Annotated in this window: 8 protein-coding genes; 3 read left to right on the top strand and 5 right to left on the bottom strand. The window is 61.2% G+C overall.

What is annotated here, in order from left to right; translation table 11 throughout:
- Position 1: 1 nt before the first annotated feature.
- The 3 genes from bcsZ to bcsC are packed head-to-tail and all read left to right on the top strand — an operon-like array spanning position 2 to position 4,628.
- Entirely contained in the window at positions 2-1,111 is a 1,110-nt protein-coding gene (gene bcsZ / locus ACP7A4_RS19415) for a cellulose synthase complex periplasmic endoglucanase BcsZ (RefSeq protein WP_426247979.1), read from the top strand.
- Positions 1,099-1,374, top strand: a complete 276-nt coding sequence (locus tag ACP7A4_RS19410; RefSeq protein WP_426247978.1) for a hypothetical protein — start codon at positions 1,099-1,101, stop codon at positions 1,372-1,374. Before bcsZ ends, ACP7A4_RS19410 begins: the two co-directional genes overlap by 13 nt.
- The gene (gene bcsC, locus ACP7A4_RS19405; protein WP_426247977.1) at positions 1,362-4,628 is read left to right on the top strand and encodes a cellulose synthase complex outer membrane protein BcsC; all 3,267 of its coding nucleotides are present in this window, start codon (positions 1,362-1,364) and stop codon (positions 4,626-4,628) included. Before ACP7A4_RS19410 ends, bcsC begins: the two co-directional genes overlap by 13 nt.
- Positions 4,629-4,864: 236 nt before the next feature.
- Here the strand turns inward: bcsC and ACP7A4_RS19400 are convergent, their stop codons facing one another.
- The 5 genes from ACP7A4_RS19400 to ACP7A4_RS19380 all read right to left on the bottom strand — a co-directional run bounded on the left by ACP7A4_RS19400 (position 4,865) and on the right by ACP7A4_RS19380 (position 11,631).
- Positions 4,865-6,247 (bottom strand): DUF1329 domain-containing protein, encoded by a 1,383-nt coding sequence (locus tag ACP7A4_RS19400; RefSeq protein ID WP_256209643.1) that lies wholly within the window; start codon positions 6,245-6,247, stop codon positions 4,865-4,867.
- A gap of 87 nt (positions 6,248-6,334) precedes the next feature.
- Positions 6,335-8,023, bottom strand: coding sequence for a class I adenylate-forming enzyme family protein (locus tag ACP7A4_RS19395; RefSeq protein ID WP_426247976.1), 1,689 nt, complete (start codon positions 8,021-8,023; stop codon positions 6,335-6,337).
- Positions 8,024-8,043: 20 nt separating this feature from the next.
- Positions 8,044-9,198 (bottom strand): acyl-CoA dehydrogenase family protein, encoded by a 1,155-nt coding sequence (locus tag ACP7A4_RS19390; RefSeq protein WP_059761589.1) that lies wholly within the window; start codon positions 9,196-9,198, stop codon positions 8,044-8,046.
- A 10-nt stretch (positions 9,199-9,208) separates the two neighbouring features.
- Entirely contained in the window at positions 9,209-10,399 is a 1,191-nt protein-coding gene (locus ACP7A4_RS19385; RefSeq protein WP_203303371.1) for an acyl-CoA dehydrogenase family protein, read from the bottom strand.
- A 62-nt stretch (positions 10,400-10,461) separates the two neighbouring features.
- A complete protein-coding gene (locus ACP7A4_RS19380; protein WP_426247975.1) occupies positions 10,462-11,631 on the bottom strand; it encodes an acyl-CoA dehydrogenase family protein in 1,170 nt (389 codons plus the stop codon).
- Between the last annotated feature and the right edge of the window lie 9 nt (positions 11,632-11,640).

Genomic DNA, 11,640 nt, shown 5'->3' with positions numbered 1-11,640 from the left:
CATGAAGCCCTTTGCCGCGCTCGCCCTAACCTTGACCCTCGGTTTGCCTGCACTGGCGAGCGCGGCCAGCTGTGACTGGCCAGCCTGGGACAGCTACAAAAAAGCCATGATGAGCAGCGACGGGCGCATCATCGACCGCTCTTCCGAGCAGTTGATCACCACGTCGGAGGGCCAGAGTTACGGCTTGTTTTTCGCCTTGCTGGCCAACGATCAGGCCAGCTTCGCGAAGATCTTGAAGTGGACCCGTAACAACCTGGCCGATGGCAGCCTTGAAGCGCACTTACCGGCCTGGTTGTGGGGACGCTCCAAGGCGGGCAAATGGCAAGTGCTCGACAGCAACAACGCCACCGATGCCGACTTGTGGATTGCCTACAGCCTGCTGGAAGCCGGGCGCCTGTGGCAGGTGCCCGAGTACAGCGCAATGGGGCAAAACATGCTGTGGCGCAGCGCCGCACAAAGCCTGCGCAAACTGCCCAAGCTGGGGTTGATGTTGTTGCCAGGCGACTTGGGTTTTGACAACCCTGAGGGCTGGCGGCTCAACCCCAGCTACTTGCCGCCGCAGTTACTGGCGCGGTTCAGCCAACTGTCGCCGGTCTGGAGCGAGTTGGCGGCCAATCAGCAGCGTGTGCTGATCGAAGGCTCGCCCAAGGGGTTTGCCCCGGACTGGCTGCTGTGGAAAGCCGGTAGCGGCTGGGCCCCTGACAGCAAGGACGGCAGCGCGGGCGACTACGATGCGATCCGCGTGTATCTGTGGATCGGCATGCTGGCCCAGGACGCTCCCCGGCGCAAAGTCTTGCAAGAGCATTTTGCGCCGATGGTCAGCCTCACCCAAACCTTGGGCTACCCCCCGGAAAGTGTGGATGCACTGAGCGGTCAATACACCGGCAAAGGCCCTGCCGGGTTCTCGGCGGCACTGTTGCCGCTGTTGGCGGGCAGCGACTCGCCTGCCTACGCGGTGCAAAAGTTGCGTTTGCAGCAAGACCCGCCCGCCGCCGACGCCTACTACAACCAGTCATTGGTGTTGTTTGGCCAGGGCTTTGATGAACAACGCTATCGCTTTGACAAGGATGGGCAGCTGCTACCGGCCTGGATTGACACATGCAAAAACTAAAAACATGGGCGTTTTTGCTCACGGGATTGTCGACCACGGCCCTCGCTCAGCCCGCCACGGTGCAAGAACAACAACAATGGTTGCTGGAGCAAGTGCGAGTCGGTGAGGCCATGTACCGCGAAGACCTGGTGCGCGATTCTTTGGCGCGACTGGAACTCATCGCCCCCAACAATCCCCAAGCGCTGGTGGCGTCTATTCGTCAGGCGCTGCTGGAAAAAAACCTGATCTGGCCCGCGAGCGCCTCGACCATTTGCAGCAAGTAGCCCCCGGTTCTGGCGCGTTACGTCAGGCCCAAAGCCTGATGAAGCTGCAAGACCCGCAGAGTCAAAAAGCCCTGCAACAGGCGCGATTGTTCGCCGCTGCGGGGCGCCCGGAAGAGTCGACAGCCATTTTTGAACAGCTGTTTGGCGACGCCCCGCCTGACTTTGCCACGGCGCTGGAGTACCTGCGTATTCGCAGCAACATTCCCGGCCAACGGCCCAAGGTGATTGAGCAACTGCGCACCCTCGACGGCCAGTACCCCGGCAACGCCGGTTTGCGACAAACCCTGGTCGATTTGCTGTTCAGAGAAAAGCGCGCGCCCGAGGCGCTGGCCGTGCTGGAGCAGTTGGCCACCGATCCGCAGGCGAGCAATGCGGCGGCAGATCGAGAGTATGAATACCTCAACACCTTGCCCGTCGACCGCAAAACCGTGCAGGCATGGCAGGCGTTTATCAAACGCTACCCCGCCTCCCCGACGGTGCTTGAGGCCAACAAAACCTTGCACACCCAACAGCGCCTGCTGGCGGACCCGGCCTGGCTGGCGGGTGCGCAGGGCAAGCAAATGATCGAGCAGCAACGCACCCCGGTGGTGGCCGAAGGTCTGCTGCGCCGTGCGATCAAAAGCTACCCCGACGATCCAAGCCTTTACGGCGCACTGGGTTTGGCGCTGCTGCGTCAAAGTCGTTATGAAGACGCCAACGCCACATTCATCAAAGCGCGCAACAAAGAGCAAGACACCTCGTTCATGAGCCAATGGCAAGACCTGATGGACGCCAGTCATTACTTGATGCTGCTCAGTCAGGGCGACAAAGCACTGGATCGCAAAGACTACGCCACGGCGCGCAGAGCCTTCGAACAAGCGCGCAAAGCCAAACCCGGCGATGCCGATGCCTTGATTGGCCTGGCCGGTGTCGCTCGCGGCGAACTCAACGACATTCAAGCCGAAGCCTTGTTGCTGCAAGCCCGCAAACTGGAACCGGGTAACGCCAGCGCAGTACGCGCGCTGGTGCGTTTGTACAGCGCGCAATCGCCAGAAAAAGCCAAAGCCTTTCTCAACAGCTTGCCCGCCGCCAGCCAGAAAGAATTCGCCAGCCTGCGTCAGGGTTTTGAGCTGGATGAACTCAACCAGCAGGCCGATACCGCGACCGCCCGCAAGGACTGGCCGCAGGTGGTCGCGCTACTCAGCAAAATCCGCAACCTGACCCCGGACGAGCCGTGGTTGACCTATCGCCTGGCCAACGCGCAGCGTGAAATCAACCAGCCGGGCGCCGCCGATGACAGTTTCAAGCAACTGATACGCCGTCAGGGGCACAACCCTGAAGCGCTGTATGCCTACGCGCTGTACCTGTCGGGCACTGAGCGCGACGCCAGCGCGTTAAGCGCGCTGGAACAACTGCCGCGTCCGCAGTGGACTGAGGCCATGCGCGAGCTGGGCGCGCGCCTGCACCGTAATGTGCTGGTGGCGCGTGCGCAAAGTTTGCGCGAGGCGGGTCAGGAGCCACAAGCCATCGCGTTGCTGATGCAAGCGCCCAACAACGATGACCTGATGACGGTCGCGGGTTGGGCGCAGGAACGGGGGGACTACGATCAAGCGCAGCGCCTCTATAGTCAGGTGTTGCAAAAGCAGCCGGACAATACCGAAGCGCATCTGGGCCAGATTGAGAACCTGATTGCCAACCAGCAATTGGCGCCAGCGCGTCAACAGTTGGCGCAGTTCAAACCCTCAGCGGGAGCTGTATTGAGCGCATCGCAGCAACGTCGCCTGGCCAATGCCTGGTCTGAGGTTGGTGAACCCGACAAAGCCAGCGTGTTGTTCGTCGAACTGCTCAAAACCCCGCAGGCTGATCCGGTGGTGTACCGCGATGCTGCGCGGTTGATCGCGGCCAAACAACCACGACAGGCACTGGACTATTACGCCAAGGGCATGGCCGGTGCCGGGTTGATGACCCCTGCACAAGCCGAACCGCGGGATAACCGCGCCATGACCTTGGCCAGCCGTGCCAAAGACAATGACGAGTGGTTGGCCAGCAGCTTGCGCAGTGATGTGGACAGCCTCTATCAACGGCAAAACCCGACGGTGCACCTGTACACCGATTACGGCTGGCGTTCGGACGATGCCTCCAAAGGCACCTCGGACACCGACACCACGACCACCATTTTGCAGTTGGACCTGCCCATTGCCGATGGCACAGGCTGGGTGCGCGCAGAACAGCTGGACATGGACGCCGGTAAATTCGACACCGACGCCGACGGCCAGGTGCGCGAGCAATACGGCACCTGTGGCGTCGGCGTACGGCAAAAAGACTCGAACCGGCTGCTGTATCCGGGGTGCGACAACCACTCGCAATCGGCGCGTGGCACCACGATGGCCACCGGCTGGAAAAATGACACCTGGGACATCGACATCGGCCGCACCCCAGACACCTTTGATGTGCCCAACTGGCTGGGGGGTGTGGCCTACAGTGACAAAATCGGTTCGCTGGGCTGGACCCTGACCGGGTCGCGTCGCCCATTGAGTAACTCGATCCTGTCTTATGCTGGCGCCAAGGACCGCACCACCGGGATCACGTGGGGTGGTGTGACCTCCAATGGCCTCACATTGGGGCTGAGTCACGACGAAGGTGGCGTGGATGGCGTATGGGCCAGTTTGGGTCAACACTGGTTGCGCGGTAAAAACGTCGAGAACAACCACAAAACCACCGCAATGGGCGGTTACTACTACCGTTTGATGGAGCGCGCGGATGAACGCATGCGCACCGGCCTGACCCTGATGTATTGGGGGTACGACAAGGACCTGAGCGAATACACCTTGGGCCAGGGCGGTTATTACAGCCCGCAGGAGTACTACTCGATTGGCGTGCCGTTGAACTATGCCTTCAGGACGGCTAACTGGTCGGTGTCACTCGAAAGCTCGCTGAGTTGGTCCCATGCGCACAGCAGCTCAAGCGATTTATACCCATTGAGTGGTTTGAATTCGAAAATTTCAGACGCTGTGATTGATCTGGGTTTTGACGGTGTCGCCATGGGAGGTGAAACCAAGGGTGGCAGCAGCAGCGGCTTTGGTTACCGCTTGCAGGGCCTGGTTGAGCGCAGGTTGACCGACAATCTGGTGTTGGGCGGTGGCGTGCTCTACCAACACAGCGACGACTACGCACCCAGCCGTGCGTTGATGTACCTGCGGTATACGTTTGACACCTGGCAAGGCAATTTGCCGTTGCCGGTAGAACCGTTGATACCGTACGCCGACTTCCGGTAATGGCCAACGCCACACGTGTAATCGCTCTCGAGGTACGAAGCCCTCGTAAACCTGGTGATTGCGGTGTATCTGCAACACCGAGCTGGATGGCTTTACGACGGTTTCACCGCCGGACGTAGCCTCGCATTACTCGTCAACGACTACCCTGTAGTCGCTGTCGAGGCACGAGGCTGCGATCGGGCGCGAAGCGCTCGTAAACCCGGTGATTGGGGTCATGAGTCGTCAACGCAATGACATTAGCGCCCCATCGCCCTGGCCGCGTCAGCGGTGTATTGGTCGATGGTGAATTTCCCTTCGTTCAGAATCGGGCCTTTTTTCGACTCGTTGGTCATGCCGTAACCGGTGTATTGCCCCGAGTTCAGGTCCATGAAGAACTGCGACCCGGCCTGCCACGCGCTCATGTCCGGGTGGTAGTAGTAGTTGATCATCGCGTGTTTCCACAATTGCCCACGCGCATCGTAGTTGTCGGCCAGCACCGCATGCCACGTGTCTTCGTCAATGAACAGCACGCGTTTGCCGTACACATGGCGGTAGCCCTCCTTCAAATCGCCTTCGAGCACCCAGACGCGCCGCAACTCGTAACGCATCAAGTCAGGATTGGGGTGATTGACCGTCAACATGTCCGCGTATTTCACCGTGCCTGCGTTCGCTTTGAAGGCGTTGGCCGGGATGTACATTTCCTTTTTGCCAATCAGTTTCCAGCTAAACCGTTCAGTGGAACCGTTGTACAAGCGGTCTTCGTCCACGGTCATGGTGCCGTTGGTGCCGATCATGGGTTGGTCATAGCCGTAGCCCGGCAACTGGCGCACGCGCCGGGTCGAGGGGCTGTAGGTCCAGGCTTGACGCGGGTCGGTCTTGAAGTTGTAAGGTTCATGGGCAATGTTGATTACCCCGTTGTCACGCGCGGGTTTGAGGGTGGTGTTGTTGGTGTAGGACTGAATTTTGGCGTCTGTGCTGGGCTCAACGATCGGCGAGTTGGCCGGTGCCAGCCCTTTGGCGAACGCCCGTCCCCAGCCAATGCTGCCATTGGGCAACACCGAGGCCAGGTCGCTGGTTTTTTCTTCGGTCCAGGCGCGGGCCGGGAGTTGGTGGTTCCACAGCACTTGCATGCCGCTTTTAGGGATCGGAAATGGCACTTGCCCAAGCCCTTCTATGCCCATGCCGTCATCCACCAATTTGGCGTTCAGGGCATTGTTCATCGCGCGACTGCACACGTAGTCCGGGTAGCGAAAGTCGCGATGGCCGGGGTAGATGTTCATTTTGTAGGTGGTCGGATACCGCTTGAGCAGCGCTTTCTGACCCTCGGTGAGGTTGTCGGCGTATTGCGCCATGTTTTGCGCAGTAATCACCAGGATCGGCTTTTCGCCCGCATACGGATCGACAGGGTGATCACCGGAGAATTTAACGTGCTGCCAGCCCGGCACTTCCCCCAGGTATTGGCCGGTGTAGGGCGGAATGGTCCCGGCCGCATTGGCGGCCTTCTCAGCGCCGACACAGGTCAGCTCTTTGCCCAGTTTGGCCGCCTCCTCGGGGCTGACCTGCGCCAGGGCTGCGCCGATGCTCAGCGCATTGACAGCCAATGTGGCTGCGAGCATGACGCCTGTTCTTGTTATTTTCATGTATTGCCTCCTACGCGAAAAAACTTGCTGGGGGTGTCACGTCATTCTTCGCCATCTGGCCTCGCACACATCGTCCACAAAGACTAATCAGGCGCTTAACAGCAACGCCTTGAGCACGCCCTTGAGGGTCTTGCCTGACGCGTTGCGTTCAAACGGTGTGTGTTGCACATGGATGTGTGCCGGGACTTTGAAGCTGGCCAGTCGCCCGGCCATATAACCTTTGAGCGCTTCGCTGTGCGGGACCGTGTCCGGCTCGCCACGCACGACCAGAAACACCGCTTCACCCAGCTCATCGTCCGGTACAGCGAACGCGGCTGCCTCCAGCACACCGGGCATTTCACAGGCGCAGGACTCCACTTCGGCGGCGGAAATTTTCTCGCCGCCGCGGTTGATCATGTCCTTGGCCCGGTCGGTGATGTACAGGAAACCCTCGTCGTCGAGCCGACCGATGTCGCCGGTATCGAGCCAACCATCACGCAAGGTTTGGGCGCTGACGTGAGGCAGGTTCCAGTAGCCGCTCATCAAGGTCGGCGAGCGCAACCAGATCAGCCCGCTGGCGCCAGTGGGCAGCGGTTGATCGGGGCTGTCACCGATGCGCACGTCGACAATGGGCAATGGCCAGCCTGCCGCTGCCGGTTTGTAAATGAACGGGTCGCCACCATTGGCCGCGCCGATGCCGTTGCTTTCGGTCAGCCCGTACCCACTGCCGCCAATGGCATCAGGTTTGCGTTGGGTCAGGTGCGCCAACAAGCTGCTCGACGGCGCCGCGCCGCCCAGCCCCAGGCCAAACAGGCTGCGGGTGTCGCCGCTGCCAAACCGCGGCGCGTTCAGCAGTTGCTGCATCATTACCGGCGCACCGTTGAACTGGGTGCAGCGCTCATCGCGAATCAGGTCCAGCGCGTTTTCGACGTCCCATTTGTACATCAGCACCAGCCGCCGACCGCTGCGCAGGGCCAGTAGAAACTGCGCATGCAGCCCGCTGACATGGAACAGCGGCACGGCCATCAAGGTGGTGGGCGTATAACCACTGTTGACCACAACGCGGATGCGCTCGGGTGAGCTGAGTGCACAAAATGCGCTCTGAAACTCCAGCGCCACCAGCGCCTGACACACAGCCCCGTGGGTCGAGAGCACGCCCTTGGCCAAGCGTGTGGTCCCCGAGGTGTACAAAATCATGGCGGGGTCATCGGCCCTCACGCTTAACGTCGGGGCTGACAATTGCGGGGCCGCGAGCAGGTCTTCGAGGCGATGGCAATGCGCTTGCAACGGCGTGCACTCGGCGACGCCCACCACCAGTGTGGCAAGCCCTTGTTCATGCAGATCGCTGGCCAGCAGTTGCAAACGCGGCGCATCGCATAACAGTGCCTGCGCGCTGCTGTCTTGCAGGCCATGAAACAACTCATCGCGCAGCCCCCAGCTGTTGAGCGGCACACAGACCCCGCCGCAGCGTTGGATGGCAGAAAATGCCACCAGCCACGCCGGTTGATTGCGCATGGCGATGGCGACGCGGTCGCCCTGGCGCACCCCGAAGCGGTGGGCCAATTGCCCCGCTAGCCGGTCCACCTGATCAAAAAACTGGTTGAATGTGAGCCGCTGTTGCTGCCACACCAAAAATTCGCGGTCGCCGTGCACGCGCCCGCTGTCGATGGCTGCCCAGACGTTGGCCGCCGTGTGACGAAAGGACTTCTGGCCGCTGCCTGGCGTGGTCAACACTTCATAGGGCGAGCCTGCGCCAATCAATTGCCGCCAGGCGCTGCGCCATTGTTCAAGCTTCATCTTTTTATGCTCCCTATGGCTCAAACGTGCGCGCACTCCAGCGTGGCGTAGCGCTCGCAGTGAAAATCGGCATCCCCCAGACACGCCTGGGCGACCCGGATGCGTTTGAGGAACAGCCCGACGTCCAGCTCGTCGGTCACGCCAATACCGCCGTGCATTTGCACTGATTCATTGGCCACGCGGATGGCCATCGCACCGGTCTTCCATTTAGCCAGGCTGGCCAGTCGTTGACGCTCCACCTCACTCAACGCCGGATCGTCCAGGGCTGCCAGAGCAGCCATGACTGCACTGCGCGCCAGTGACAGTTCGACATACAGCTGCGCCGCCCGGTGTTGCAGTGACTGGAACGAACCGATTGGCACATCAAACTGAACCCGGGTTTTAAGGTATTCGAGGGTCATGTCGAAGAGTTTTTGCGCCATGCCCAGCATTTCGGCCGCCAAGCACACGCGTCCCCGGTCCAGCGCCGTGTTCAGGGCTGGCCACGCGCTGCCGATTTCACCCAGCAGTGCCTCTGGCCCTACCTGCACTTGCTCGAAACGCACTTGGGCATGGTTGCGCGAATCAATCAGTGGCAGCGCGCTGACGGTGAGGCCCGGTGTATCCGCCGGGACCAGAAACAAGCTGGTGCCTTGATCCGGGGTGTGGGCATCGCCCGCGTGTGCCGCCACCAGATACGCATCGGCACCGACCCCGTCGATCACAAAATACTTGTGGCCGTCGAGGCAATAGCCGGGGCCGCGCGGCTCAGCGGTCAAACCCACGTGCTGCGGGTCGTGACGGGGGCGCTCATCCAGCGCCAGGGCCATACGACGTTCACCGCTGATGACGGCCGACAACCACACATCCTGTTGCAGGGCGCTGCCTTGCAGGTGCAGCAGCGATCCACTGAGCACCACACTGGAGAGCAAGGGCGAGGCGCTGAGGTTATGGCCGATGGACTCAAAGATCGGCCCCAGCCCCATGCAGCCAAAGTCCAGGCCGCCAAGGTTCTCGGGGAACGGGATTGCGCTCCAGCCGAGTGCTACTGCGTCTTGCCACAGGTGTGGGTCAAAACCGTGTTCGCGACGCTCATCACGCAAGGCGCGTTGATGTGACACGGGGCTGCGCGCGGCCAGGAACTCGCGGGCGCTGTCGGCCAGGAGCCGTTGTTCTTCGCTATAGAGCAGAGTCATGCTGGGTTCCTTACTTCACGTCAGGCAGGCCGAGGACCCGCTTGGCGATCACGTTGAGCTGGATTTGCGACGCACCGCCAGAAATGGTCAGGGCAAAACTGTTCAGCCAGCCACGGGTGATGGCCTGTTGCTGCGCACTGAAGGCATCGTTGTCCCAGCCCAGCGCGTGATGGCCCATGATGTCCAGCAGCACTTCGAACTTGTCGCGCTCCTGCTCGGTGTGTACCAGCTTCATGATCGACATCAGCCCGCTGACGTCGTGACCGGCGCGGGCCTCTTCGCCCATGCGTTGCACAGTCAAGTTGTAAGCGTGTTCATTCATGGCGCTGGCCACCGCACGCGCCACGATCGCGTGTTGCGCCTGCCCCTGTGGCGCGGGCATGTACGCCTGCACCAGTGGCAATAGATGGAAATGGGTCGGCAAACTGAATTCGCCGAATTTGGACATGGCTGTGCGCTCGTGCTGCAACAGGCGCTTTGCCAGGTTCCAGCCGCCGTTGAGCGGGCCAATCAATTGGCTTTTAGGCACCTGGACGTTATCGAAGAACACCTGGCAAAACGCGGACTTGCCGCTGATCAAATCAATCGGTGCGACACTCACGCCGGGGCTGTTCATGTCCAGCACGATCAGGCTGATGCCCGCGTGCTTGCTGGCGGTGACGTCGGTGCGCACCAACGCGTACATCCAGTCCGACTTGTCGCCGTAGGAGGTCCAGATCTTGCTGCCATTCACCACAAAATGGTCGCCGGCATCTAGGGCAGAGGTTTTAAGGCTGGCCAGGTCAGAGCCGGCGTTAGGTTCTGAAAACCCCTGACACCAGCGCACTTGGCCACGGGCCATCGGCGTCAGTAGCGTTTTTTTCTGCTCCTCGGTGCCGAATTCCAGCAGCACCGGGCCGAGCATCCAGATGCCCAGGTTGATTTGCGCTGGCCTGCACTTAAGGCGACGCAGCTCGCTTTCGAGCACCGCATTGTGCTCGGGATTCAACCCGCCTCCCCCGTATTCGACGGGCCAGTCTGGGCAAAACCAGCCCTTGTCGCGCATGCGCTCGAACCACAGGCGCGCGTCCTCGCCTGGAAACGTAACCTGGCGGGCGCCCCACACCAACTCGCCTTCCGGGATGGCCTGGCGTTGTGAGGGCGGGCAATTCTCGTGCAGCCAACTGCGGGTGTGTGCTCTGAACTGCTCAATTGCGTTCATGGGATTCCCCTGTAATGGCGCGCGGCGTGGTTGTGCTCGACCGCTGCTACGCCTAATCGTTATCAGCGTTGAGTGCGCGGCATGCCCAGGCCGAACTGAGCAATCAGTTCGCGCTGGATTTCGTTGGTGCCGCCGCCAAATGTCAGGGTCACCGAGGCGCGCACTTCGTACTCCAGATCACCGTGCAGCAAGGCAGCCGCCGAACCGCTGCGCACCAGGCCGTTGGCACCGACGATGTGAGTTAACAGCCGCAAAATCTCGATCCCCGACTCCGAGCCATAGACCTTGGTGGTTGAGGCCAGCGCCACGTCCATGCGGTCCTGCTCAAGGTCGGCGGCGATGCGCAGGTTGATCAGGCGCATGGCTTCAAGCCGGGCGTAGCACTGGGCCAAATTGGCGCGCACCCACGGTTTGTCGGTTGCCCGCGCGCCCTGCTCATCCACCTCGCGCGCCCACGACCACACCCGGCGAAACAGCCCGACGACTTTGTCTGACCACGCGCCCAGGCCCAGCCGCTCATGGTTGAGCTGTGCGGTAATGAGCTTCCAGCCGCCGTGCAGTTCGCCCACCAGCATGTCCTTGGGCACACGCACGTTGTCGTAATACGTGGCAGCGGTAGGGTTGCTGGTGGTGGGAATGACGGTGGTCGAAAATCCTTCGGCACGCGTGTTGAGGATCAGGATGGACACACCCTTGTGTCGAGGTCTGTGCGGGTCGGTTCGGGCTGCCAGCCAGATGTAGTCGGCCGATTCGGCGCCCGAGGTCCATAGCTTGTTGCCGTTGACCACGAAATGCTCGCCTTGCTCGCGCGCCGTGGTTTTCAGCACCGCCAGATCACTGCCCGCCTCCGGCTCGGAGTAGCCGATGGCAAAGATGATTTCACCAGCGGCGATGCCGGGTAAAAACCGGGCTTTTTGCGCTTCAGTGCCGTGTGCCATCAAGGCCGGGCCCACGGTGCTGATGGTCACAAAAGGCAGCGGTGCCCCGGCGATATTGGCCTCTTCAAAAAAGATGAACTGCTCGGTGGGGCCGTACCCCTGGCCACCCTGCTCCTTGGGCCAGCCCACGGCCAGCCAGCCGTCGCGGCCCATCTGGCGAATGGTGTCGCGGTACAGCTCGCCGCCTTCTTTACCACGCAACTGTTCACGCAGTGCCGGGGTCATCAAATTCTGGAAGTAGTCCCGCACCGTGCGGCGCAGGGCATGCTGTTCGGGGGTGAGGTCGACGAACATGGAAGCTCC

It is taken from the genome of Pseudomonas sp. TWR3-1-1 (assembly GCF_049896545.1).
GTDB lineage: Bacteria > Pseudomonadota > Gammaproteobacteria > Pseudomonadales > Pseudomonadaceae > Aquipseudomonas > Aquipseudomonas weihenstephanensis.
This window is presented reverse-complemented; position numbering and strand designations above follow the sequence as displayed.